The following is a 26,320-nucleotide window of genomic DNA, read 5'->3' as shown; positions in this document are numbered from 1 at the left end:
GTTATTTTCATCAAAACGGCCCCTATTCAGGAGCCGCTTATTATCTTACTGCGTCAGCGAAAGCTTATTTCTTTTTCGCTTTCGGGTTAGGCAAGTCAGTAATGCTACCTTCGTAGATTTCCGCTGCCAGACCGACAGATTCATGCAAGGTAGGGTGAGCATGGATGGTCAACGCGATATCTTCCGCATCACAACCCATCTCGATTGCCAGACCGATTTCACCTAACAGTTCACCACCGTTAGTCCCAACAATGGCACCACCGATGATACGGTGAGTTTCTTTGTCGAAGATAAGTTTAGTCATACCGTCTGCGCAATCTGAAGCGATAGCACGGCCCGATGCCGCCCACGGGAAGGTGGAGGTCTCGTAGCTGATGCCTTTTTCTTTGGCTTCTTTCTCGGTCAAACCCACCCATGCGACTTCTGGTTCAGTGTACGCAATGGATGGAATCACTTTCGGATCGAAGTAATGCTTCATGCCGGAGATAACTTCAGCAGCAACATGACCTTCGTGAACACCTTTATGTGCCAGCATTGGCTGACCCACGATGTCGCCGATAGCAAAGATGTGCGGTACGTTGGTACGCAGTTGTTTATCAACGTGGATAAAGCCACGTTCGTCAACTTCAACGCCAGCCTGACCTGCATCCAGCAATTTACCGTTAGGTACACGGCCGATAGCCACCAGCACTGCATCATAACGCTGTGGTTCTGCTGGCGCTTTTTTGCCTTCCATCGTGACATAGATGCCGTCTTCTTTGGCTTCTACCGCAGTCACTTTGGTTTCCAGCATCAGGTTGAATTGCTTGCTGATACGTTTGGTAAAGACTTTCACTACGTCTTTGTCAGCAGCCGGAATAACCTGATCAGCCATTTCGACTACATCAATCTTCGAGCCAAGCGCATGGTAAACCGTACCCATTTCCAGACCGATGATCCCGCCGCCCATAACCAGCAGGCGCTCAGGAACGGTTTTCAGTGCCAGTGCGTCAGTGGAGTCCCAAACGCGTGGGTCTTCATGAGGAATAAATGGCAGTTGGATTGGACGAGAGCCAGCGGCGATAATCGCGTTATCGAAAGTAATGGTCGTCGGGCCGTTTTCGCCCTCAACCACTAAGGTGTTCGCGCCAGTAAATTTACCCAAACCGTTGACCACTTTGACTTTACGGCCTTTAGCCATACCTGCCAAACCACCGGTTAACTGATTGATAACTTTCTCTTTCCAAACACGCACTTTATCAATATCAGTTTTAGGCTCGCCAAAAACGATACCGTGTTCAGCTAATGCTTTAGCTTCTTCGATAACTTTAGCGACGTGCAACAACGCCTTGGAAGGGATACAACCGACATTCAAGCAAACACCACCCAGGGTAGAGTAACGCTCAACCAGAATGGTTTCTAAACCTAAATCCGCGCAACGAAAAGCAGCAGAGTACCCTGCTGGGCCTGCCCCAAGTACCACGACCTGAGTTTTAATTTCAGTACTCATCATGACCTCTTAATTGTTTGTCCGGCGAAATATCCTTCATCTTTCAAACTGTAGGCGCGTTAGCTGCTCTCACTAACCCGAATCACTTACTTGTAGTTGACCTTATATAAGTAAGCTCATCGGGATTAGCTTGCTGGCTGCCTTCCTACAACTTGAAATCTATCGGGTATTTTAGGCTAATTAGTTAGGCTAATTAATTTCATAATGCCGTTCATACACCGGGATACTGACACGCGGCAGTTTACAGAATTGTTAATAAACTGAAAAGCCGCATCGCGTGACGAGTGTCTCAACAACCTTGTCGACTTATGTAACGAGCCGACAAAGCCGGTTCATAACTGTCTTTTGTCTATGTATCTACCTAAAGTACTTGGCGTTGCAGGTAGGCAGCCAGCAAGCTAATCCCGATGAGCTTACTCAAGTAAGTGATTCGGGTTAGTGCGCGCAGCTAACACCGCTGCTACTTCAAGAACGAAAGGTATAACAATAAGGCCGGCACGAGGCCGGCCTTGACGATTACATCACCAGACGGCGAATGTCGGCCAGCATATTGTTGATGATAGTGATAAAGCGCGCACCATCAGCACCGTCAATCACACGGTGGTCGAAGGAAAGCGACATCGGCATCATCAGACGCGGCTGGAACTCTTTACCGTTCCAGACTGGCTCTATCGCAGACTTGGAGACACCCAAGATAGCCACTTCCGGCGCGTTAACAATTGGCGCGAAGTGAGTTGTCCCGATACCGCCCAGGCTGGAGATAGTGAAGCAACCGCCCTGCATTTCGCCCGCGGTCAGCTTGCCATCACGAGCTTTCTTGGAGATAGCCATCAGTTCACGGGACAGTTCAGTGATGCTTTTCTTGTTCACATCCTTGAATACCGGAACAACCAGACCATTTGGCGTATCTACCGCGACACCGATATTGATGTACTTTTTCAGTGTCAGCTTCTGACCATCTTCGGACAGTGAGCTGTTCAAACGTGGCATCTGCTCGAGAGCAGCAGCAACCGCTTTCATGATGAACACCACTGGGGTGAACTTCACGTCCAGCTTACGCTTGGCAGCTTCGTCGTTCTGCAGCTTACGGAACGCTTCCAGATCGGTGATATCAGTTTTGTCGAAGTGAGTCACATGGGGGATCATGACCCAGTTACGGCTCAGGTTAGCGCCAGAGATTTTCTGGATACGACCCAATTCCACTTCTTCGATTTCGCCGAACTTGCTGAAATCAACTTTCGGCCAAGGCAGCATGCCTGGCAGACCACCACCGGTAGCCCCCGCTGGCGCCGCTTCAGCACGTTTGACCGCATCTTTCACATAAGCCTGAACGTCTTCGCGCAGGATACGGCCTTTACGACCCGTCCCTTTCACTTTCGCCAGATTCACGCCAAATTCACGGGCTAAACGACGGATAACCGGCGTGGCATGCACGTAAGCGTCATTCTCAGCGAACTCACCTTTGCTGGCAGCAGGTGCCGATGCAGCCGCGGCTTTGGCCGGTGCCGCAGCAGGAGCGGCTTGCTGAGCTGGTGCGGCAGCAGGTGCCGCGCCTTCCACTTCAAACACCATGATCAGAGAACCGGTTTTCACTTTATCGCCGGTGCTGATTTTGATCTCTTTCACGATACCGGCGAACGGTGCTGGCACTTCCATTGAGGCTTTATCACCTTCAACGGTAATCAGTGATTGTTCAGCAGCCACTTTATCGCCCACTTTCACCATCACTTCTGTGACTTCAACTTCATCACCACCGATGTCTGGTACTGCAACATTTTTGGCAGCAGAGGCCGCCGGTGCAGCAGCAGGAGCCGCTGCCGGAGCTGACTCAGTTGCTGGTGCCGCAGCACCTGCCACTTCAAATACCATAATCAGAGAACCAGTGCTGATTTTATCGCCAGTACTGATTTTGATCTCTTTCACGACACCGGCGAACGGTGCCGGTACTTCCATTGAGGCTTTGTCGCCTTCAACGGTGATCAATGATTGTTCAGCGGCAACAGTGTCGCCCACTTTAACCATGATTTCAGTGACTTCAACTTCATCACCACCGATATCGGGTACTGCAACATCTTTCGCAGCGCTGGCCGCAGGAGCCGCAGGAGCTGCAGCCGAAGCTGGGGCCGCTGCTTTCTCTTGCGCTTTAGCAGGAGCCGCTGCGGCACCTGTTGCTTCGAAGATCATCATCAGTTTGCCGGTCGCGACAGTGTCGCCGACCGCAATTTTGATTTCTTTAACGACACCTGCCTGTGGTGAAGGGACTTCCATAGAAGCTTTATCACCTTCAACAGTGATAAGTGATTGCTCAGCTTCAACGGTATCACCCACTTTCACCATAATTTCGGTGACTTCAACTTCATCTGCACCGATGTCCGGTACTTTGATTTCGATAGACATTATTCAGTACCTCTTAAGCCAGACGCGGGTTAACTTTTTCTGGGTTGATGTTGAATTTCTTAATCGCATCAGCGACCACAGAAGCTTCAATTTCACCGCGTTTAGCCAGTTCACCCAGAGCAGCAACCACCACGTAAGAAGCATCAACTTCGAAGTGGTGACGCAGGTTTTCGCGGCTGTCTGAACGACCGAAGCCGTCAGTACCCAGTACGCGATAATCGCTGGCGGGTACGAAAGTACGAACCTGCTCGGCAAACAGTTTCATGTAGTCGGTAGACGCTACCGCTGGTGCTTCATTCATCACCTGAGCGATGTATGGCACACGTGGGGTTTCAGTTGGGTGCAGCATGTTCCAACGCTCACAGTCCTGCCCATCACGCGCCAGTTCGGTGAAGGAAGTTACGCTGTAGGTGTCAGAACCTACACCGTAGTCGTTAGCCAGAATCTGAGCGGCTTCACGCACATGACGCAGGATCGAACCAGAACCCAGCAACTGCACTTTACCGTTCTTACCTTCCAGGGTTTCCAGCTTGTAGATACCTTTACGGATACCTTCTTCTGCGCCCTGTGGCATGGCTGGCATATGGTAGTTTTCGTTCAGCGTGGTCAGGTAGTAGTAGATGTTTTCTTGCGCGTCACCGTACATACGCACCAGGCCATCATGCATAATGACAGCAACTTCATACGCATAAGCCGGATCGTAAGAGATACAGTTCGGGATAGTCAGTGACTGAATGTGGCTGTGACCATCTTCATGTTGCAGACCTTCACCGTTCAGCGTGGTACGACCTGAAGTACCCCCGATCAAGAAGCCGCGTGCCTGTTGGTCACCCGCAGCCCAGCACAGATCGCCAATACGTTGGAAACCGAACATGGAGTAGTAGATATAGAACGGGATCATTGGCAGATCGTTGGTGCTGTATGACGTCGCCGCCGCCAGCCAGGAAGATGCCGCACCCAGTTCGTTGATCCCTTCTTGCAGGATCTGGCCTTTTTCGTCTTCTTTGTAGTAAGCAACCTGTTCACGGTCTTGCGGGGTGTACTGCTGACCATTCGGGCTGTAAATACCAATCTGACGGAACAGACCTTCCATACCGAAGGTACGCGCTTCATCAGCGATGATTGGAACAATGCGGTCTTTGATAGACTTGTTCTTCAGCATCACGTTCAGCACACGCACGAAAGCGATAGTGGTAGAGATTTCTTTGTTCTGCTCTTCCAGCAAGGCGCTGAAATCTGACAATGCTGGCATTTCCAGCTTTTCAGTGAACTTAGGCATACGGGTTGGCACGTAGCCTTCCAGCGCCTGACGGCGTTCGTGCAGATACTTGGACTCTTCGGAATCTTTATCGAAGGTGATATATGGCAGTTTTTCGATATCAGCATCGGCAACCGGCACATTGAAACGATCGCGGAAGTGGTGAACCCCTTCCATGTTCATTTTCTTCACCTGGTGGGCGATGTTTTTACCTTCCGCTGTTTCGCCCATGCCGTAACCTTTAATGGTGTGGGCCAGGATAACAGTCGGTTTGCCCGTAGTTTCTTGTGCTTTTTTCAGTGCAGCAAAGACTTTCTTCGGATCATGACCGCCACGGTTCAGAGACCAGATCTCGTCGTCGCTCATGTCTTTCACTAATGCAGCCGTTTCTGGGAAACGACCAAAGAAGTGTTCGCGCACATAAGCGCCGTCTTTGGATTTGAAGGTTTGGTAGTCGCCATCCAGCGTTTCGTTCATCAGTTGGATCAGTTTACCGCTGGTATCTTTACGCAGCAGCTCATCCCAACGACCACCCCAAATCACTTTCAGAACCTGCCAGCCAGCACCACTGAAGATACCTTCCAGCTCATTAATAATTTTGCCGTTACCGGTAACCGGGCCATCAAGGCGCTGCAAGTTACAGTTGATAACAAAGACCAGGTTATCCAGTTTTTCACGGGTGGCGATGGTGATCGCACCTTTGGATTCTGGCTCATCCATCTCGCCGTCGCCCAGGAAGGCGTATACGGTCTGTGCTGAAGTGTCTTTCAGACCACGGTGAGACAGGTATTTCAGGAACTTGGCCTGATAGATTGCACTGATTGGGCCAAGGCCCATAGAGACAGTCGGGAACTGCCAGAATTCAGGCATCAGTTTCGGGTGCGGGTAAGAAGACAGACCCTTACCGTCAACTTCCTGACGGAAGTTATCCATCTGCTCTTGAGTCAAGCGGCCTTCAAGGAAGGCTCGTGCGTAAACGCCCGGAGAGATGTGACCCTGGAAGTAAACCAGATCGCCGCCGTCTTTTTGGTTACGAGCACGGAAGAAGTGGTTGAAGCAAACCTCGTAGAAGGTCGCGGAAGATTGGAAGGATGCCATGTGGCCGCCCAAATCCAGATCTTTCTTCGATGCACGCAACACGGTCATCACGGCATTCCAACGGATCGCGGAACGAATACGACGCTCCAGCTCCAGGTTGCCAGGGTAAGCCGGTTCGTCTTCTACCGGGATAGTGTTGATGTAATCACGGCTGGCAGAACCTGCCGCAACACTCACACCACCTTTACGGGCCTCGCCCAAAACCTGATCAATCAGATACTGAGCACGCTCAACACCCTCTTCACGGATGACCGATTCGATCGCCTGTAGCCAGTCGCGGGTTTCGATCGGATCCACGTCATTATTTAAACGTTCTGACATGGTGGTATTCCTTATCTGTTTCTAATGGTTTATTTGGAGCCTATCTTCCTGTGCTTTAACCCCAGGCTAAAGCACGTGCCCTGGTGAAAACACCGGAAGATAGGCCCATCAGTTTGTCCCCGTCATACTTCAAGCTGGAGGGGCGTTGGCTGCATTCTCTCACCTCAGTCACTTACTCAAGTAAGCTCCTGAGGGTTCACTCCCTTGCCGCCTACCTACAACTCGAATTATTTTGGGGATAGTTGCCGCTAATCATTCTCAAATAAGAATTCAGAAAAAATTATTGAGGTCTTGCTAAGGCGCAACCTGAATGATTCGTTTCTAATCCTTGCGCTGCTGGAGCCGACGCAAAGAACGCTCACGGCGACTGTGCTCCCGACTAAGATCCAACAGAATCTCCTCAATAAACGCCAAGTGACGGTGTGAAGCTTCGCGGGCTTTCTCTGGCTCGCGTGCCACAATCGCCTCAAAAATCCCGGCGCGGTGACTGCTTACCGTTGCCAGCATTTCTCGGCGCGAGTAAAGCAATTCAAAGTTTTGTCTTACGTTTTGTTCCAGCATTGGCCCCATACAACGCAGTAAATGCAGTAACACCACATTATGCGCAGCTTCTGTGACGGCCACTTGATACTGCATGACAGCATCAGCCTCGGCATCCAAATCGCCGTTATCCTGCGCTTGCTGAATAGCAGTATGGCATTCACGAATGCGTTGCAGGTCTTCATCGGTACCACGCAGTGCAGCATAATAGGCAGCGACACCCTCGAGGGCATGACGGGTTTCTAACAAATCGAATTGTGATTCTGGATGGTCGGCCAGCAGTTCAGCCAGCGGATCGCTAAAGCTTTGCCACAGATTGGTTTGCACGAAAGTGCCTCCCCCCTGACGGCGCAACAACAACCCCTTGGCTTCCAGGCGCTGGATGGCTTCTCTCAAAGAAGGACGGGAAACATCAAATTGCTTCGCCAACTCGCGCTCAGGCAGTAACTTCTCACCCGGGCGTAGCGTCCCTTCCAAGATCAGGTATTCGAGCTGCTGCTCGATGACATCTGACAATTTGGGCTGACGTATTTTGTTGTAGGCCATATTTTCTGTAAGTCGCGCTGTTAGCCGTATTGAGTGAATCGTCTCTGCGAGAGGCTCGAAGTCAATTGGTAATACCAATTTCAAAAACGTGACGATAAAGTAACAAAGTATTCACTAGCTGTCCAGACGGACCTTGACCGAAATCATGAAACCTCGCACATTTTAACAACTTCACTGATAAAGCATCGCAAAGTGATAACGTAGTGGTGGTAATACCATTACCTAACCGTAGCGCGTTTTAACTCTAATGAAACGGGTAATTAGGCAAGCTGAAGCGTGAAAGTTATTTTATTTTCGCCTTTTTATTCGTTATTTATGATTTTAAATTCAGTTAAGACTAAGAAGTTTCTGTCTTACCCCACTCCCTTACCTGAGAGTAGATCAGACCATAATAAAAATCGCTCACTGAGCTTTTTTTGTTCGATAAATCCACATTGCAGCACTTTATGAAAGTCACCGCTTAATCACGTATCAACATTTTTCTTCGTGTTTTACATAAAACTTGGCCGTTTAAAACAAAAAGCGGATGCAATAATTCCCGCTTACCACTATTCTCTTTCAAACGGTAGCCTAAAGAGAAAATTCCCAACAAAGCAACCGTAAACAAAACAATACAAACAGTGTAATCAAAACCTTACGCATAGCAAAAGGCACCGATTTATACCGAATAGATTTCAAAATGCAGGAAGGCGGCAAACAGAAACCCGGCCAAAGAATGGGCCGGGCAATGCGTTCAGCCAACACCTCTGTAGCTTGAAAGGTAACGGGTTTGCCCGCTAGAAGTGACAACGACAGAGGATGCAAGAATGAGTGTTCAACAGGAAGGTGCAGAGCTAAAACGGGGGCTTAAAAACCGCCACATACAGCTTATTGCCCTCGGTGGCGCAATTGGGACTGGGTTGTTTCTCGGTATCGCGCAGACCATTCAAATGGCGGGGCCTTCAGTGTTACTGGGGTACGCGATTGGCGGTTTTATCGCGTTTCTGATTATGCGCCAGTTAGGGGAAATGGTAGTGGAAGAGCCAGTAGCCGGCTCATTTAGCCATTTTGCCTACAAATATTGGGGTAACTTTGCCGGTTTCGCCTCCGGTTGGAACTACTGGGTACTGTATGTGTTAGTGGCGATGGCCGAACTGACCGCCGTAGGTATCTATGTACAATATTGGTGGCCGGAGATCCCAACGTGGGTTTCTGCCGCAGTGTTCTTCCTCGCGATTAATGCCATCAATCTGGCTAACGTGAAAGTATATGGCGAGATGGAGTTCTGGTTTGCCATCATTAAAGTGGTCGCCATTATTGCCATGATTTTATTTGGCGGCTGGTTATTGCTGAGCGGCCAGGGTGGCCCGGAAGCCACTGTTACCAACTTGTGGGCGCAGGGTGGCTTCTTCCCCAATGGCATCATGGGGTTAGTGATGGCAATGGCGGTGATTATGTTCTCCTTCGGTGGGCTTGAGTTAGTCGGCATCACCGCAGCAGAAGCAGAAGACCCAGCCAAAAGTATCCCAAAAGCGACCAATCAGGTTATCTATCGCATCCTGTTGTTCTATATCGGTTCTCTGGCAATTTTGTTGTCACTTTACCCGTGGGGCAAAGTGGTGGAAGGCGGCAGCCCGTTTGTGCTGATCTTCCATGCATTGAACAGTAATATAGTGGCAACAGTGTTAAACGTCGTGGTATTGACCGCAGCATTGTCGGTCTACAACAGCTGTGTTTACTGTAACAGCCGCATGTTGTTCGGTTTAGCCAAGCAAGGCAATGGCCCGAAAATGCTATTAAAAGTGGATGGTCGTGGTGTGCCGGTGATTGCGATTGCCGTTTCAGCATTCGCAACCGCTTTCTGCGTGCTGATTAACTATCTGATTCCGGGCCGTGCTTTTGAATTATTGATGGCGTTAGTGGTATCCGCACTGGTGATCAACTGGGCGATGATTAGCCTCGCACACTTGAAGTTCCGTGCGGCGAAAAACCGTCAGGGTGTTATCCCGCAATTTAAAGCCTTCTGGTATCCGTTTAGCAACTATCTGTGTCTGGCTTTCCTGAGCGGGATTTTGGTGATTATGTATCTGACGCCGGGGATTCAGATTTCGGTGCTGTTAATTCCAGCCTGGGTGGTGGTATTAGCTGTCGGTTATATCCTGAAAAATCGTCATCAACGCGCAAATTCTGATAGCAGAATGTAGCCGGTTTTTCGGGTAAATCTGACAAAATAGTCCTTTCAGGCCAGCTTCCAGTGCTGGCCTGTTTATTTTATTGTTTAGCAAAAACCAACCAACCAACCGCCACAATCAAACTCCTCGCCCAATTTAACTGTCTGATTTACCGCTAAAGTGGAAGGTAATGATGCCATCAGTCACCCAATCCTGTTCGGTTACGCTTATATGTTAAATTTCTAATCTGTTTTTTTGTCGCTCTGATCACACTTTGATGGCGATGACTCGTTTGTCCATCTCTACAACCATTAACTTCTGATGTCTGCGCCATTAGAACAGCAATAATCCATCCCCAATGACAGTTTCTGATCCATAACGGAGAGAATATCCATGACCACTGCACTTACCATAAAAGAGAAGATCGGATATGGGATGGGGGATGCAGGCTGCAATATGATTGGTGGTGCAATCATGCTGTTCCTGAACTATTTCTACACCGATATTTTCGGTCTGGCACCTGCACTAGTGGGGGTTCTGCTGCTGTCAGTGCGGGTTTTGGATGCCATCACTGACCCGATAATGGGGGCAATCGCGGATCGCACCCAAAGTCGCTATGGCCGCTTCCGCCCTTATCTGTTGTGGATGTCTCTGCCTTATGTCTTATTCAGTGTACTGATGTTTACTACCCCTGAATGGACTTATAACAGCAAAGTGATCTATGCCTTCGCCACTTACTTCTTAATGTCATTGTCTTACACTGCCATTAATATCCCTTATTGTTCATTGGGTGGCGTGATTACCTCTGATCCGAAAGAGCGCGTCTCTTGTCAGTCATACCGCTTTATCATGGTCGGGATTGCGACATTGATATTATCAATGACATTATTACCGATGGCGGAATGGTTCGGTGGTGCGGATAAAGCACGCGGCTATCAAATGGCAATGGGCGTGCTGGCAACCATCGCCTTCTTTATGTTTTTGTTCTGTTTTATGACAGTAAAGGAACGGATCAAACCCGCTATTCCAACTAACGATGCCCTGAAATCCGATCTGCGCGATGTGTGGAAAAATGACCAGTGGGTGCGCATTCTGTTGCTGACCTTCTGTAACGTTTGCCCCGGTTTTATCCGCATGGCGGCCACCATGTATTACGTCACTTATGTCATGCAGCAATCCTTCTCGTTCGCCAGCCTGTTTATCAGCCTGGGGGTGATTGGCATGATGATTGGCAGTGCGCTGGCCAAACCGCTAACCGATAAGTTCTGCAAATTAAAGGTGTTTTTCTGGACTAATATTGTGTTGGCGATTTTCTCCTGCGGCTTCTATTTCCTCAATCCGCACCTGACATCACTGATTGTCGTGGCCTACTTCCTGCTCAATATTTTGCATCAAATCCCCTCGCCGCTGCACTGGTCACTGATGGCCGATGTGGATGATTATGGTGAATGGAAGACCGGCAAACGCATCACTGGCATCAGTTTTTCAGGCAATCTGTTCTTCTTAAAAGTGGGTCTGGCCGTGGCGGGTGCGATGGTCGGTTTCCTGCTATCTGCCACCGGTTATCAGGCTGATGCCATCAATCAGGCACCGAGCGCATTAAACAGTATCGTGCTGTTATTTACTGTGATTCCAGCAATTGGCTATTTAATTACCGCCGGTGTGGTGCGGTTGTTGAAAGTGGATCGCAAACTTATGCAGCAGATTCAAATCGATCTGGAAAAACGTCGCCACAATTACCAAGAATTGAGCGACTATCGCCTCGGTAAACAACTGGAAGCTAAATAAGATTAAGGAATTGCTATGAATGAGCATCACTACCCTAACCCCTTGATTGAACAGCGGGCTGATCCATTTATCTATTGGCACACGGATGGTTATTACTATTTTACCGCCTCGGTACCTGAATATGACCGCCTCGAATTACGCCGTGCAAAATCACTGATAGGTTTAGCTCAGGCAGAGGCAGTAACGGTGTGGCATAAGCCACAACAAGGCCCAATGAGTGCCTTGATCTGGGCACCTGAACTGCATTTTATTGCCGGTAAATGGTATATCTATTTCGCAGCGGCCCATTCACCTGACATTGCCGACGGCTTATTTCAACACCGCATGTTTGCTTTAGAGTGCGATGCGGCTAATCCGCTAACAGGTAACTGGATTGAGAAAGGGCAAATCATCACCCCGCTGGATACTTTCTCACTGGATGCCACCCATTTTACCCATCAAGGCAAGCACTACTATTTATGGGCGCAGAAAGATCCGGCCATTCGCGGTAATTCAAATCTGTATTTAGCTGAGATGGCGAACCCGTGGACACTACAAGGTGAGCCGGTGATGCTATCTAAACCCGAGTTACCCTGGGAAATCATAGGCTTTTGGGTAAACGAGGGGCCGGCGGTTATCAAACATGGTGAGCGGATATTTATCAGTTATTCCGCCAGTGCCACTGATGAAAACTATTGTATTGGGTTGTTATGGGCGGACATTAACGCTGATGTCATGGATGCCGCGCAGTGGCATAAACTGCCCGAACCGGTGTTTCGGACGCATTACCAAAATCGTCAATTTGGCCCCGGACACAATAGTTTTACCGTCAATGAGCAAGGAGAGGATGTATTGGTGTATCACGCGCGTAACTACACAGAAATTGAGGGCGATCCACTTTATGACCCTAACCGCCATACACGATTAAAAACAATGAGTTGGGATAACAATGGGATGCCGCTATTTGGCGAACCGCCGGCGGATAAATACTGACTGAGGGGGCTGTTGGCATCGCGGGCGTAGACAAAATAGAAAAGAGGGCTGCACGGTAGGCGCAGCCCTCTTGATTTTCTTATATTCCCTGTAGTGGAGTTAATTCATACTATGTAAACGCTGACTATTTGTGTATAAACCCATCAACCTGGTCATTACCCATATTTAGCCCCTGACCGTCCCAGTACAAATAGTTGAGAGTTCTATAATTATAAGTCTTACCCATATATTCAGTCGTCATCACCGTATAAATATCCCCATTATTAGATTCGACGCAATCATCATCTAATATAGTATTACCTGATTTATCATAAGTTTTATATATATCCTCTCTAGAGGACATATGTGTTACATCATCGCCATCGCGTGGCACATCAGCCTGCAATTTAACGATTGTTATCGGATGTAATAATTCCTTATCAAATTCCAGTTTCAGTTTCCAATTAACTTGGGAATAAGAAAAAGCGACGAATATGCTAGATGCAACGGGACAAGTGTTTCGCTGATTTCCATTCCCATGGTGCAATGTATAATTCTTATAGATAGCGGCACGACTCCAAACCTCATGTGGCTTAAACTTATTCTCTACTTTAATTTCATTTTTCCCGAATTTCTGGCTTTCCTGACCAACGCTATTCACAGCAACCACTTTGATTTTCAGGTTCTTGTCTACCCACTCTGGTTTTGGCTCAAATGTAACCGTCGTTATTCCTCTACCACTTGGTAGGTTAATCTCTTTACCAGCAAGTTCTTTATCGCCATTGCTGTCGAGTAAACTAACCTTGGCGCGACCGGCTGCTTGATATTTTTCTGAGAATTCATTGCGCAGTTCTACCTTAAAACTATCATCGGTAAAGACTGGTGACCAAGCTGTTCCATTAACTGCATCAGCATGCTTACTGGTTGCCGTCGTCTTAAAGATAGTGATTGTTGGCTTAACATAAACCTCCTGCTCGTAAGAGCCGGATTGCTCTTCATACCAATCATTACCGACGACTTTCAGCGTAATACGCGCCTTACCTGGGCCGGCCAGATGCACGGTACTCGCATCATCCGCAACCCTTACAATAGCGCTATCACTCGATGACCACTTCGTTTTCAAATGAGTATGCGTCGATAATTTCTCATTAGGTTGTTGAACGTTAACGGAGTCTGAGTCTTTATTACTTAGCACGCTGTTAGCAAAGCTGATTGGCTGCTTATATTTAGCAATACTCAAGTCATAGCTGGCTTCACTGCGCTTGAAGCGCTCATTCTCTTCGGAAACGACTTTTATTTTGGTCGTGCCGGGCTTAACTAATGCCACTCGCCCTTGACTATCAACAGTGGCAATGCGGTTATCGTCACTTTGCCATATTGCCTTTAGCTCACTCTGGGTAACATCAGAATTTGACAATACAAAATTCTGAGGCGACACAGTATCCATCCACTTAATGGCCTGTTTAGCCACCGCGAAGTTTATTCCTGGATCCGCTTTATCAACGGTTAACTGATAACTGGCGGTACCCGAAGTGTAGGTTTCATTTGGCAGCGTTAATACTGAAATAGTTACCACACCGGCTTTAAGTACTTTAATTTCACCGGTTGTCGAATCAACTTTGGCGACATCTGAATTATCACTACTCCACACAGCCGTCAGCCCAACAGGTAAACCTATTAGAGTCAGTGCATTACTGGCGTTACGACTATAAGTTATTGCATGTTTATTTTTGGTAAAACTCAATTGCGGAATAATATTCCCTACCTGCAATTGCAGTTGCTGATTCAAATCTATGCCATTAATGCTGGCAATAAATTTGGCATTGCCCTTTTTAGTCGCGCTCACTTCGGCGCTGTAAGTGCCGTTTTTATTATCAATCATAATCGCCGGTGTAATAACAATATCGGAGAGATTATTAACCTCCCGAATACTCACCTGCTGACCTACTAATAAGTTGCCAAACTTATCTTTTAGCGTGGCGGTTAATTTAGCTTTAGTGTTACCGCTGGCATCAATGCTGGCCACATCCACCACAAAAGTAGAATTGTCTGGATAGACATCCCCTGCGGTGCTGTTGACATCTGCTGCGACGGTAATCTGTTGGCGCACCCTCGCCTCCATTTTATATTGCCCCATACGACGGGTACTGAGTTTAGTTTCGGCAACTCCCAAGTTATTGGTATGGCTCAGCCCCTCATACGTCCCTTCGCCCAGCGCCAAACGCCAGGCAACCGGATAGTTCTCCAACAGATTATTATTGATATCAACCACCTTAGCGAAATAAGTCACGTTATCCTTATTATCAGCTTTAAATGTCGTGCTGCTTGGTTTAACTGACTCTAATTTAGCCGTCCGCGTATCACCCACCATCTCCACATTGACTGTTTTTAATACGTTATTCTCAACAAAGACACTGACAGCATGATTACCGGCCTCAGTCCCTGTGATCTTGACCAAATAGCCACCAGACGGATTATCGCTGGTATTAATTGTCAGACCATTTTCCCCACTTTTTGGTGATGTGGTTATCTGGCCTGCCAGATTAGGTAACGGATTGCCTTTGCTGTCACGAATATCTACCTGAATAGTGGCAACATCTAGATTGTTAGCAATGATGTTGTTACCTTTTATTAACGTTACGCTGGATGCTTTGATATCCACGCCACCACTGCTAAAGTTAACTGCGGTCGCCTGCAAACTGTGATTGTTGACCGTGGCAGTGACCAGAGCATCACCTTGCACATCACGGCTGATTTCCATTTCTGCAACACCGGCACTGTTGGTTAGGCTAGTCAACGTGGTACCACTCATCAGGGTGTCGCGGTTGACTGACCAATGCACCGGAATATCGGCACCCAGTGGGTTATCGTGAGCATCTTTGATGACCGCCTGATAAGTGACTTTATCGCCCACAGCAATCGATCCGGACTGCAACGGTTTTACTTCAGCAATCTTGGCAGTGCGCACATTAGCAATCACTTTCAACGTCTGTTTGGCTAATTCGGCACCATCAAGGGTAGTGACAATTTCGCCCTCCCCCGCTTTAGTCCCACTAATGGTTGCGGTATAAACGCCATTAGGCCCTTCAGTAAATTGAGTTGGCAACGTCAAACCAGGGAAGTTAGCCGCTGTGACTTTAATTTTCCCGCTTTGACCGGTTAATGGGTTGCCATTCGTATCATTGACCTTAACTGTCAGAGTGGTGGTAGTGCTATCAGCGACCAGATTCGCAGCCGATACACTCGCGGATGATTGTGCGATAACAATCCCACCGGCGGTAAAGGTCACAGATAGCGCATCCATCTGGCTACTACTGCTGACGATTGCAGTAACCGTAGCTTTACCAGCTTGTTTGCTGGTCAGGGTGACAGTTGCCATGCCCGATGCATTGGTTTTGCTCATCGCCACCAACTCACCCAGATTGGTTCTCCAACCCACTGAAACATTAGCCAGGCTTGCATTACCCTGAGCATCTATCACGGTAGCGGTATAAGTAATACCGTCCATGCCGTCAGCTTTGGCAGTTTTGATATTCGATGTGACTGTCTTCAACGTGGCGGTTTTATTATCCGCTTGTAAGGTTAGCTTCTGTGTTTTACTCACATTGCGGCCCGTAACTGTGGCGGTCAAATCCACCGTACCTTCCTTCGTGCCCTTGATCTCAGCTTCATAAACCCCTTTTACCGTGGTTTCAGCAATGGCTCCGACTGTTACATAGTTGGCTGTTACCTGAGTGACCTTAATTTGATTCGCCAGACCCGAAACTGGGTTGTGATTATCATCGCGCAGCGTAAATTTCAGCGTGGCATTTTGCTTACCATCAGCAATAATAAGGTTTGGCAGTAATAACAAGGATGAGTTGGCATTAACAGGTGCTACCGCGACAAACTCAGCCTCATTAATACTTTTCACCGGATTTTTTGCATTATTACCTTCGTTTAACGCTACCGAAACTTCAACCTTACCAGCCTGTGTACCAGTGATGGTTTGAGTACTCATACCGTTGGCATCGGTAGTGGTGGTCTGGTTGGTAACCTTATTGATATTGCTGCCCCAGCTTAGAATCATCCCGCTAACCGGGTTGCCGTTAATATCTTCAACTGTCGTTACATAACTGACAGAACCAGAGCCATCAGGTGCTGGCTGGTTGTTACCTTTTACCACCACAGTCTTGATCACTGCCGTCTGACGATCAGCATTAAAGCTAATTTGATCAGCAATATCCGTGGCATTGTTAGCCAGCGTTGCCTGAACCTGAGTGCTACCGGCTGCGGTGGATGTTACTGCTACTGTCGCTTTACCATCTGAATCAGTCTTGCTACTCGCCGGCGAATACTTGACGACATGATGATTAACCGTACTCCAGGTTATATCTGCATCCCTAACCGGATTTTGGTGTTTGTCTAACACAATAACGTTATAGGTAACGGTATCGCCGCCATTAGCAACGTAAACCTGCTTATTGACAGGTGTTATGGCGATGGTCGCAGTGCTACTATCCGCCGTAAACTCAACCTTGGCGGTCGATGTAATTGAACCCCCATTAACCGCAGCCTTAACCTTGGCAAAACCCGCCTGAGTACTGGCAAGCTCTACAGTCGCCTCACCCTGACTATCCGTTGTAGTCACTGTTTTCATTGTCTGCGACGAAGTAAATTTGCCCAGATCGGTCTCCCAGAGAACCTGACTGTTCGGCACAATATGATCTTTGCTGTCTTTCACCAATACCGTATAGCTGACGGTTGCCACACCATTGGCAATAAGCGCTTGATCACCAGGTGCCAGCCATTTAGAAATACCTGCGGTAGCAGCATCAGCGCTGAATGTCAGCGTTTGGTTGTCTTGATTAATTAACAAATCATTTGCAACTACCTGTGCGCTAACAGAAGCATCCCCCACTTGGGCACTGGCCACTTGAATCTCTGACTCACCCTGATCGTTGGTGTGTGTTATTTTCGTTGTAGGACTGAACGTCATCTGATGGCTGACTGCATCCCAAACAATTTTTTCACTTTTAATCGGGTTATTGTGCGCATCAACAATTTTGGCCGTAAGGGTAATCCAATCCTTATCATTGGCTGCGGCCTTAATCTTGCTCGCAGGAAGTAACGCAATTTGGGCACTTTGACGAGAGGCAATAAAGGTCACATCACTGGCGTGATAAGGCTTGCCACCTATAGTCGCCGTCACTTTAGCCGTGCCTGCCTTGGTACTCGCCAGTTCAATAAAGGTTTCCCCATTGGCATCGGTGGTAGTTGGGCTAGCCTGGATGAATATACCGATATTGTTCGACCATTCCACGGCGGCTGCGGGAACGGCGTTACCTTGTTTGTCCGTCACCTTCAGTTTATAAACGGTTTTATCTGTGCCATTAGCCACAACTGATGTGGTAGTGACCGTAAAGTCACTGGCTTTCACCGTCATGGTGCTGTTATCTGTCTTTATTTCAATCGCACCCGCAGCAACAGGTGTTGAAGTGCCTACTTGCACTGTAATATTGGCAGTTCCTGTCACGGTTGAACTGAAATTATTTTCTGCAATACCGTGCTCGTTAGTAATACTGGTGACATGCTCAAGGCCTGGCGAATTTAAATCGCTTACCCATGTCACTTCAACACCCGGTACCGGATGACCAAATGCGTCAGTCACTTGCACTTCAAGTCTGGTTTTATCCGCAGTATTAGTGGTAATTGATGGAGTAGAAATAGTAACAGAGCCGCTGCTATGAATCATCGCAGTAGTGGCATCGGCAGCTTGAGTCAGAATAAGTGGATTCAACTGAACCCCACGCACTGTCGGAGTAATTTCAAAACGCCCAACCGAGCTACCGCTGGTCACCGTGGTTTCATAAACACCAGGCTGAATTTCCTGTGCTTCACCTATCATTACCGGTTGAGGTAAGCTTCTGACTCGCGGAACATTGCCAGAGACATCGCGCACCGCAAACGTGATGTTGCGCGCTACACCGCCGACGGCCTTACCGGCATCGGTCTTTAACGCCAACTGGAGTATCGAATGGCTGGTCGTATCTGCTGGCAATGTAGGCGGTGTTAATGAAGAAACACTGTTTACACTGCTAATATTGACGCCAGTAACATAAATATTGGTTGAGCTGGAAGTGGAGTAATTGCCTTTTTTATCCACCGCACGACCGCTTAATACATAAGCATTCGCCGCGCCGTCAATATAAGGCGGCAAAGCGACGTGATAGGCCAAATTGCCCTGACTGCTCACTTGCCCACCGGCCTGAATCACATCGGCGGCATCCCACTCGATACGATCCAAACCATGACGGGCATTAAAGGTATAATTTATCGGTAAGACCAGTGCCTCTTTCCCACTGATTTTTTCAGGTAAATTTAATGTCACTACCTGCTGCTTGCGGTATTCCAGCACAATATTGTTATTGCGATCGACCAAATCCATGCGGCTGCCGGCTAAAGTCCGGGTTGCTTGTACCGCTGCGGGATCTATCTGCTTTTGCCAAGGGGTATTAATTTCGTAATTGACGGCGACATTGACGCCAGTTTTCTTTTTACCGCCGTTACCAATAGTATGGTCAAGACCTAAGCTCACCAGGGGAATTGGGGTATAACTGACACCAGCAGTTAATGCTGATGGGTTTTTCTGTCGCTCATTAATGCCAAACAAGGCGACTTCGTCACCGAAGTATTGCTCATACATCAGTTTCCCGCCTAACTGCGGGTAATGAGGTAAATAGGCTTCTGTGCGAATATCATAGCCATTAGCCGCTCGCTCGTCATAATCTTCCAACCGAGTTGAATTCTTCCAGCCACCCAAGCGATGATAACTGTTCGCCGAAAGCTTAACGTAATCCCGCGCCAATTCGCCGCCGAACCCTACGCGCCGATGAGCATTGCCTGATATTTGTTGATCAAAGAAAATGTTATAACCGAACATCCAGTCAGATACATAATGGCGTTGCCCCAACCCAATATTCATAATATTGCGTTGGTCAATACGACGAAAACCAAACTGGCTGAAGGCTAACTTCTCAGGTTGGTCATAAAGGGGAATAAATAAATCCACTTCTGAACCACTGAAGTCATTCTTATCGTCAGCTTGCAATTTAACCTGGGCTTGACCGATATGGCCTAACCATTCCTCGACTGTTTTTGCCGTGGAAGATAACAACATCCCCTTAGCTAAACGAGAGAATGCACCTACGCGGTCCTCGCTGCTTAACGAATTCCCAACCTGTGACAAATGAGAAGCAACCATAGAGGCTTGCTGCGTCGCTTGTTGCTCTTCTTCTTGGTTAGGAATATAAACAACCGCACCGTACTTGACTGCGTCAAAAGCACTGCGGTTATTATATAAATTGATGTTTAACGCCCAAAGCTCATCCACAGATAAGCCATAGTTTGATGCCACCGATTCAAGTGTATCGGTTGGGGTGAGCGTATAAAGTCGCTTAAAAAGCACTGTTTTTTTCGTAATATCACTGTTCGCCTGAGTACTGAAACTCATCGAATACAGTGGAAGTGTGCTTAATAATATTTGTAAAAAAATTTGCGCATAGGCAATGGTCTTCTTGATAAAGCCACTGCCTAAGTAACGTCCTATACCTTTAAAAATTGAATTCATTATAATATTCCTGATTTGTTATTGGCATAATCAAACCCGCATTAATTCAAATCAATTTAAAATATAAATACAGATTAAAATAAGTTGAGTAATGCATGGGCAAATAAGCCAATATAAATTGGTCAGGCAAATGATATGGCAAATAGAAAAATCATAAAAAGGAATAGCTCGGAATTTAATCGGACTATTAAAATTAGAGGATGGTACAGATGTAAAACTTAAAGTCAGAAGTTTTCCAAAGAGGAAATATATAACGTAGATAAATTGGACGTCAGATTTTCAATCGCAGACAAACACAAGTAGAATCATCTCAAAACATTGATTAATAATGGTAAAAAATGAATTCCACATTGGAATAGTGACTAAAATTCATTAGTAAGAAAAAATAGAAATAATTCATACTAAGAAATTGCATTAAAAGGCTGATAAATCATTACCAGCGCTATAAACCCGAAAAACATCCCATTGACTAAACCAGCGCACCATAAATCGTTAATAACGCGACCACAACAATCACCGTCAGCGTTACTTTTCGCGCTAAAGAGACAGCGGCTCTTGGTGTTTGTACCGAATCCAAATGAGGTTCCCGAGCCAACGAATACTGCGCTAATTGAACCAGCACCTGAAATTGCGAAGAGCGGAAGTCACCCAATGAAGCAAGCCAAGCAGGTAGCGCCCTTTCGCCGTGCCCTAATAAGGCATAGGCCACTCCAACTAATCTTACGGGTATCCAGTCTAACCAATGCAATATACTGTCAATACCGGATTGAGATCGCTGTAATGGTGTTTGATGACGTGCGAGCCAGGTTTGGTAGCCACGCAACATGGCATAACCCGCTAATGCCACCGGGCCATAGTTAACGCAAACAACAAACCAGAAGATTGGCGCTAAGTAGTAACGGAAATTTATCCACAATAAGGCATTTTGTAAGGATTCTAACCTGGTTTTCTCGGTGCTATCCAGAGGTAAACCATGAATTAACGCCAACTCTTCTGCCATTTTATCCGTGGCATGAACATCACCCTGCCGCGCCGCTTTCAAATACGCGCGATAGTGTTTACGAATGCCGCCCGCCCCGATACATAACAGACAGATTAATATCCACATCAGTAACAAAGGGAAACCAAACAGGATATTTTGCAGTAATCGTAAAACCAACCATACCAGCCCCATCCATACAGCGGTCAGTAAAATGGTTTGCCCTAACGAAAACCGATGTAAACGCGCAAATACGGCTTCAAGGCGATGATCTAACTGCCAGTGTTCGCCCAGTTTAAATAAGCGCTCCCATGCCAGCACCAGCAACAGCGTAAACAGTGTCATTAGCTCTTATTCTCCCTTTGCACTTAACCAGCCCCGAAACAGGGCATCCGCCTCCCAGTATATAGATACAACAGTATCAGAAGAGGCTATAGACAGGCGAGCATTCAACCATAAACCTCTGACTAATTAAGAAATCGACATTATGATGATGCCGGTAGGCCTGCCACACTTTGTCGATACCGTACCCAGTCAAAAGCTGGGCCGGGGTCAGTTTTACGCTCGGGAGCAATATCACTGTGGCCCGTCACCCGCTCTACGGTTATCGGATAATGGGCAAGCAGCAAGGCGCTTATCTCGCTCAAGCGCTGATATTGTTCAGAGGTAAACGGTAATACATCAGTCCCTTCCAGCTCGATCCCAATAGAGAAATCGTTGCAACGTTCACGACCGGCAAATGATGAAACACCCGAATGCCAGGCGCGTTTATCAAACGGAACATATTGAATAATCTCACCATCACGGCGAATCAGACAATGGGCTGAAACACGTAAGTGAACTATATCGGCAAAGTAGGGATGCTCATCGGCTTTGAGTGTGCCAGTGAACAGTTGATCGATATAAGGGCCACCGAACTCGCCAGGGGGCAAACTGATATTATGAATCACCAGCAGAGAAGGAGCTTCACCTTCTGGTCGCTTATCAAAATGCGGGGAAACCACCCGCTTCACACCGGAGATCCAGCCGTTGTCTAACTGCCAGTGGTTTTCTAACTGCATAGTTTGTCTAAGCCCCTAAATAGTACACTTCAACCGGCTCTTTGATGGCACTTCAGCCAGCAACAGAGTAGCATGTTTAGACGACTATCTATCCGCCATTTCGGAGTTTTATATGCCGACCCGCAGCTACAATGCCGACAGCCGCCGCGCCGAGCTATTGGAACGAATTCAACGTGATATCCCTTTTACTGTTGCTCAGGCTCTGAGTGAAGATCTCGGTGGTGAGGTCAACCCAGACCGCGACCTCACAGCACAATTGCTCCCCGCAGAGACTCAAGCCACTGCCACTATCATTACCCGTGAAAACGGTATCTTTTGTGGTCAACGCTGGCTGAATGAAGTATTCATCCAACTTGGGGCCACGGTGTCAGTTGAGTGGCTAGTTAATGATGGCGATAAACTGGCGGCGAATCAGCGGCTTTGCAAGCTGACTGGCCCTGCCCGTATCCTGCTCACCGGCGAACGCACCGCACTTAACTTCGTGCAAACTCTATCAGGCGTTGCAACAGAAGTGAGTCGCTATGTTGCCGAACTCGCTGGGCTGCACACCCAATTACTCGATACCCGAAAAACCCTCCCTGGATTGCGCACCGCGTTGAAGTACGCCGTTCTCTGCGGTGGAGGTAATAATCACCGCCTCGGTTTATCTGATGCTTTCCTTATCAAGGAAAATCACATTATTGCAGCCGGTTCTATCAAAGACGCAGTTGCTAAAGCATTTTGGATACATGCCGATGTCCCGGTAGAAGTTGAAGTTGAATCCCTTGATGAGCTGCAGCAGGCATTGGACGCGGGTGCTGACATCGTAATGTTGGATAACTTCACTATTCCCATGATGCGCGATGCTGTAAAAATGCGCGATGAACGAACCAAAACACAAGGCAGTGCGCAATTGGAAGTCTCAGGCAATGTCACGTTGGAAACCCTGCGCAGTTATGCTGAAACCGGTATCGACTTCATCTCAGTCGGAGCGCTAACCAAACACGTTACGGCTTTAGACCTCTCAATGCGTTTCCAGTAAGCCTATCAAATTATCTTCGGCGGACCATAATAATAACCTGACTCTGGTTCAGTTTTGCGAGCGCCGCCGAAGTTATCTGTTTCTCCTCTGCAACAACTAAAATATCCGACAGTACGCCTCGCAACTCAATGTAATCCTTCTGTTATTGTCAATTTAACTACGGCACCCTGACCTCGTTTTTTCATACTCAAGGAGAGTGCTAAATGGCTAATCAAAAGGGTTTTACATTAATTGAACTGATGGTTGCGATCGCTATCATTGCTGTCCTCAGTGGTGTCGGTATTCCGTCCTATCAACGTTATATCCAAAAAGCGGCGCTGACCGATATGCTGCAAACTATCGTTCCTTACAAAATGGCAATAGAGCTTTGCTCTTTGGAACAAGCAAATCTGGATAACTGTAACGCAAGTAGTCATGGGATCCCGGCAGGGCAGTCATCGCGTTATGTCAGCGCCGTGAGTGTCGCAAAGGGCGTGATTACCCTTACAGGGCAAAATACTCTGACAGGGCTGACTCTCGCACTATCACCAACCAAAAACAGCGATGGTAATTTGGTGTGGGCAAAAACATGTACTGCAACGGACAGCGGTATAACGGATAGCTGCAAAGCAGTATTCCGATTTGATGATAAGGAATAATCAAAATGACAGACCGGCTCGTACTTCCTCGCGAAATAATCAGCGATGAATTGCACACACTCTGCCGCCGCTATCGAGTAGTCGCACTAAAACTTGATCGGAAATGTCTTTCTATCGCCTCTTCGGAGGCGGTGAAAGAGGAATTACTGACTGCACTGCGTTTTACATGTGGGCGTAAAATAGCCGTGGAATATTGGCCGGAAGCCAAAATTGAACAATCGTTGCACCTGGAGTCCGCGGCTAAAGCCCACTTAAGTAACGGAGTGAAAAATGGAGAAAATCCCTATGTAAATGAGCTTGAGCAACCCATTGGCAAAGCGCCAACGCCACCGTTGCAGAATTGGGATGAAACATCGCTGGATAGTGAAAGCGATGTACCTGTTATTCAATTTATAACGCAAACGCTCAGTTTAGCGATTCAGAAACGTGCATCAGACATCCATTTTGAACCTTATCAACATCACTACCGTGTTCGCTTCAGGATAGATGGGGTGTTACATGAATCCACGCCTCCTGATGTAGAATTAGCCGTTCGTATCAGTAGTTGTCTCAAAGTTATGGCCAAACTGAATATCGCTGAAAGGCGATTACCGCAAGATGGCCAGCTCACTTTGCAGCTCGGAACTGCCCGTTATTCAATGAGAATAGCCACACTCCCCATGCAGCATGGGGAGAAAATTGTGTTGCGAATACTTAATATGCAACAACAAACTAAGTTGGAAGCCTTGGGGCTAACAGCATCAGCCCAACAACAATTAACGCAGGCGCTCTCTGCTCCGCAGGGGCTAATTCTAGTCACAGGGCCGACAGGAAGCGGCAAAACCATAACACTCTATTGCAGCCTGGCCCGACTTAATCAGCCATACAGAAATATCTGTAGCGTTGAAGATCCTATTGAGATCCCCGTTGATGGCATTAACCAAACGCAGACTAATAGCAAGATAGGGTTGGATTTCTCTCGAGTATTACGGGCGATATTACGACAAGACCCTGACGTCATTATGGTCGGTGAAATCCGTGATAACGAAACCGCTGAGATAGCAGTAAAAGCCGCCCAAACAGGGCATTTAGTACTTTCAACCTTACATACCAACTCAACAGCTGAAACCTTGATACGCCTGACTCAAATGGGAGTGGATCGCCATTTGATCGCCTCCAGCCTGAAACTGGTTATCGCACAAAGATTGGTTCGCCGTTTATGTTTACATTGCCGTCAACCCTCTCCCTCTCCCTTTCAGCCACCAACCAAACTCAGAACCGCGCCCTTACAGCATTATCTGGCGGTGGGATGTGAGCATTGCTGCGCCGGCTATTATGGACGGACCGGGATTTACGAAATGTTAAACGTAACCCCAAAAATTCAACATGCGTTGCTCAATAATGTCAGCCCATCACAACTGGTACAGATAGCCCACGAACAAGAGCAGACAACATTACTTTGCGCAGGCCTGACTTTAGTCGAGGAGGGAATCACGACTCTTGATGAGATTAATCGTGTTGTCACCGCCCTGACTGAAGAGGAGGCAACCCTATGATAAAAAGTCGTTTATTCCACTGGAAAGCGATGACGACCAAAGGGCAATTGCAAACAGGGGCAATACTCGCGGCAGAAAAAGATAGTGTCTATGAATATATGTTCCAGCATGGGTTACAGCCATTAAGTGTAAAAAGTGGAAAACACTTATCAATTCGATATTGGCAAGGGGAACGTTTGATTACCGTTACCCGCCAGTTAGCCACTTTACTTCAAGCCGGTCTACCCTTGGTCAATAGCTTACAACTCTTAGCCAAAGAGATGGATGCATTACCGTGGCGTTGCTTATTACACGAGATAAGTCAGTTAGTTGCGCAGGGAAAACCATTGTCTGAAGCAATGGCACATTACCCACAAACGTTTCCCCGATTATATCCACCAGTGATAGCGATGGGAGAGCTTACCGGTAATCTTGAACAGTGCTGTACTCAGTTAGTTCAATATCAGGAGCAGCAGCAAAAATTACAAAAGAAAGTGATAAAAGCGCTGAAATACCCGGTATTTGTTTGCATTATTGCGTTGGTAGTCGCTGTTGTGATGCTGGTCATGGTTCTTCCTGAGTTTGCACAAATTTATCAATCATTTGATACACCATTACCGGCGCTGACTGCGGGTCTGCTTTTCATATCGGCATTTATTACGCTCTACGGCCCCTATATTGCTCTGTTACTTGCAATATTATGTATTGGCTATTGTTATCTACGCCAAAAACAACCTCACTGGCAGTTATTGGAACAAAGGCTTCTCCTACACCTTCCTTTCATTTCTCCATTAATACGTGGAAGTTGCCTGAGCCAGATTTTTCAAACATTAGCGATTACACAACAAGCTGGATTACCACTGGTCGCAGGGTTAAAAGCGGCGGCCCTCACCATAACTAATGATACATATCAGCAAGCATTAAAGCAGATCCAAAAACAGATAAGCCAGGGTGCTCCAC

14 protein-coding genes are annotated in these 26,320 nt (G+C 47.4%); 7 read left to right on the top strand and 7 right to left on the bottom strand.

Annotated elements, in window-relative coordinates; all coding sequences use genetic code 11:
- Positions 1-64 precede the first annotated feature (64 nt).
- From lpdA to pdhR, 4 genes are all read right to left on the bottom strand, one after another.
- On the bottom strand, positions 65-1,489 hold the full coding sequence (gene lpdA / locus YALDO0001_RS17925; protein WP_162484248.1) for a dihydrolipoyl dehydrogenase: 1,425 nt from the start codon (positions 1,487-1,489) through the stop codon (positions 65-67).
- 516 nt (positions 1,490-2,005) lie between these two features.
- Positions 2,006-3,886 carry a pyruvate dehydrogenase complex dihydrolipoyllysine-residue acetyltransferase gene (aceF, locus tag YALDO0001_RS17920; RefSeq protein WP_004705261.1) on the bottom strand — a complete coding sequence of 627 codons (1,881 nt, stop codon included), beginning with the start codon at positions 3,884-3,886 and terminating at the stop codon, positions 2,006-2,008.
- Between the two features lie 13 nt (positions 3,887-3,899).
- The gene (gene aceE / locus YALDO0001_RS17915) at positions 3,900-6,563 is read right to left on the bottom strand and encodes a pyruvate dehydrogenase (acetyl-transferring), homodimeric type (RefSeq protein WP_004705259.1); all 2,664 of its coding nucleotides are present in this window, start codon (positions 6,561-6,563) and stop codon (positions 3,900-3,902) included.
- A gap of 321 nt (positions 6,564-6,884) precedes the next feature.
- Positions 6,885-7,649: a pyruvate dehydrogenase complex transcriptional repressor PdhR gene (gene pdhR / locus YALDO0001_RS17910; RefSeq protein WP_004705257.1), complete on the bottom strand. Its 765-nt coding sequence runs from the start codon at positions 7,647-7,649 to the stop codon at positions 6,885-6,887.
- An 806-nt stretch (positions 7,650-8,455) separates the two neighbouring features.
- Here pdhR and YALDO0001_RS17905 point away from each other — a divergent pair.
- From YALDO0001_RS17905 to YALDO0001_RS17895, 3 genes are all read left to right on the top strand, one after another.
- A complete protein-coding gene (locus tag YALDO0001_RS17905) occupies positions 8,456-9,832 on the top strand; it encodes an amino acid permease (protein WP_004705255.1) in 1,377 nt (458 codons plus the stop codon).
- A gap of 360 nt (positions 9,833-10,192) precedes the next feature.
- Positions 10,193-11,587, top strand: coding sequence for a glycoside-pentoside-hexuronide (GPH):cation symporter (locus YALDO0001_RS17900; protein ID WP_042840477.1), 1,395 nt, complete (start codon positions 10,193-10,195; stop codon positions 11,585-11,587).
- 15 nt (positions 11,588-11,602) lie between these two features.
- Positions 11,603-12,559 (top strand): glycoside hydrolase family 43 protein, encoded by a 957-nt coding sequence (locus YALDO0001_RS17895; protein ID WP_004705251.1) that lies wholly within the window; start codon positions 11,603-11,605, stop codon positions 12,557-12,559.
- Between the two features lie 124 nt (positions 12,560-12,683).
- Here the strand turns inward: YALDO0001_RS17895 and YALDO0001_RS17890 are convergent, their stop codons facing one another.
- The 3 genes from YALDO0001_RS17890 to ampD all read right to left on the bottom strand — a co-directional run bounded on the left by YALDO0001_RS17890 (position 12,684) and on the right by ampD (position 22,187).
- Positions 12,684-20,147, bottom strand: a complete 7,464-nt coding sequence (locus YALDO0001_RS17890; RefSeq protein WP_004705249.1) for an inverse autotransporter beta-barrel domain-containing protein — start codon at positions 20,145-20,147, stop codon at positions 12,684-12,686.
- Between the two features lie 469 nt (positions 20,148-20,616).
- Positions 20,617-21,471, bottom strand: a complete 855-nt coding sequence (gene ampE, locus YALDO0001_RS17885) for a beta-lactamase regulator AmpE (protein WP_004705247.1) — start codon at positions 21,469-21,471, stop codon at positions 20,617-20,619.
- A gap of 140 nt (positions 21,472-21,611) precedes the next feature.
- Complete coding sequence (ampD, locus tag YALDO0001_RS17880; protein WP_004705245.1) at positions 21,612-22,187, bottom strand: 1,6-anhydro-N-acetylmuramyl-L-alanine amidase AmpD; 576 nt, start codon at positions 22,185-22,187, stop codon at positions 21,612-21,614.
- Positions 22,188-22,299: 112 nt separating this feature from the next.
- Here ampD and nadC point away from each other — a divergent pair, with 112 nt between their 5' ends.
- From nadC to hofC, 4 genes are all read left to right on the top strand, one after another.
- Positions 22,300-23,208 carry a carboxylating nicotinate-nucleotide diphosphorylase gene (gene nadC / locus YALDO0001_RS17875; protein ID WP_004705243.1) on the top strand — a complete coding sequence of 303 codons (909 nt, stop codon included), beginning with the start codon at positions 22,300-22,302 and terminating at the stop codon, positions 23,206-23,208.
- A gap of 203 nt (positions 23,209-23,411) precedes the next feature.
- Complete coding sequence (ppdD, locus tag YALDO0001_RS17870; RefSeq protein ID WP_004705242.1) at positions 23,412-23,846, top strand: prepilin peptidase-dependent pilin; 435 nt, start codon at positions 23,412-23,414, stop codon at positions 23,844-23,846.
- Between the two features lie 5 nt (positions 23,847-23,851).
- Entirely contained in the window at positions 23,852-25,381 is a 1,530-nt protein-coding gene (gene gspE / locus YALDO0001_RS17865; RefSeq protein ID WP_042840475.1) for a type II secretion system protein GspE, read from the top strand.
- The coding region (gene hofC, locus YALDO0001_RS17860) for a protein transport protein HofC (protein WP_042840474.1) at positions 25,378-26,320 on the top strand (943 nt) is incomplete at its 3' end. The genes gspE and hofC, both read left to right, overlap by 4 nt.

Source organism: Yersinia aldovae ATCC 35236, assembly GCF_000173735.1.
Lineage (GTDB): Bacteria > Pseudomonadota > Gammaproteobacteria > Enterobacterales > Enterobacteriaceae > Yersinia > Yersinia aldovae.
This window is presented reverse-complemented; position numbering and strand designations above follow the sequence as displayed.

Bases quoted from the DNA above. Each gene is read 5' to 3' on its own strand.
- YALDO0001_RS17905 (WP_004705255.1), top strand. From the start codon at position 8,456: ATGAGTGTTCAACAGGAAGGTGCAGAGCTAAAACGGGGGCTTAAAAAC.
- ppdD (WP_004705242.1), top strand. From the start codon at position 23,412: ATGGCTAATCAAAAGGGTTTTACATTAATTGAACTGATGGTTGCGATC.
- ampD (WP_004705245.1), bottom strand. From the start codon at position 22,187: ATGCAGTTAGAAAACCACTGGCAGTTAGACAACGGCTGGATCTCCGGT.
- YALDO0001_RS17900 (WP_042840477.1), top strand. From the start codon at position 10,193: ATGACCACTGCACTTACCATAAAAGAGAAGATCGGATATGGGATGGGG.
- lpdA (WP_162484248.1), bottom strand. From the start codon at position 1,489: ATGAGTACTGAAATTAAAACTCAGGTCGTGGTACTTGGGGCAGGCCCA.
- pdhR (WP_004705257.1), bottom strand. From the start codon at position 7,649: ATGGCCTACAACAAAATACGTCAGCCCAAATTGTCAGATGTCATCGAG.
- YALDO0001_RS17890 (WP_004705249.1), bottom strand. From the start codon at position 20,147: ATGAATTCAATTTTTAAAGGTATAGGACGTTACTTAGGCAGTGGCTTT.
- aceF (WP_004705261.1), bottom strand. From the start codon at position 3,886: ATGTCTATCGAAATCAAAGTACCGGACATCGGTGCAGATGAAGTTGAA.
- YALDO0001_RS17895 (WP_004705251.1), top strand. From the start codon at position 11,603: ATGAATGAGCATCACTACCCTAACCCCTTGATTGAACAGCGGGCTGAT.
- aceE (WP_004705259.1), bottom strand. From the start codon at position 6,563: ATGTCAGAACGTTTAAATAATGACGTGGATCCGATCGAAACCCGCGAC.
- ampE (WP_004705247.1), bottom strand. From the start codon at position 21,471: ATGACACTGTTTACGCTGTTGCTGGTGCTGGCATGGGAGCGCTTATTT.
- nadC (WP_004705243.1), top strand. From the start codon at position 22,300: ATGCCGACCCGCAGCTACAATGCCGACAGCCGCCGCGCCGAGCTATTG.
- gspE (WP_042840475.1), top strand. From the start codon at position 23,852: ATGACAGACCGGCTCGTACTTCCTCGCGAAATAATCAGCGATGAATTG.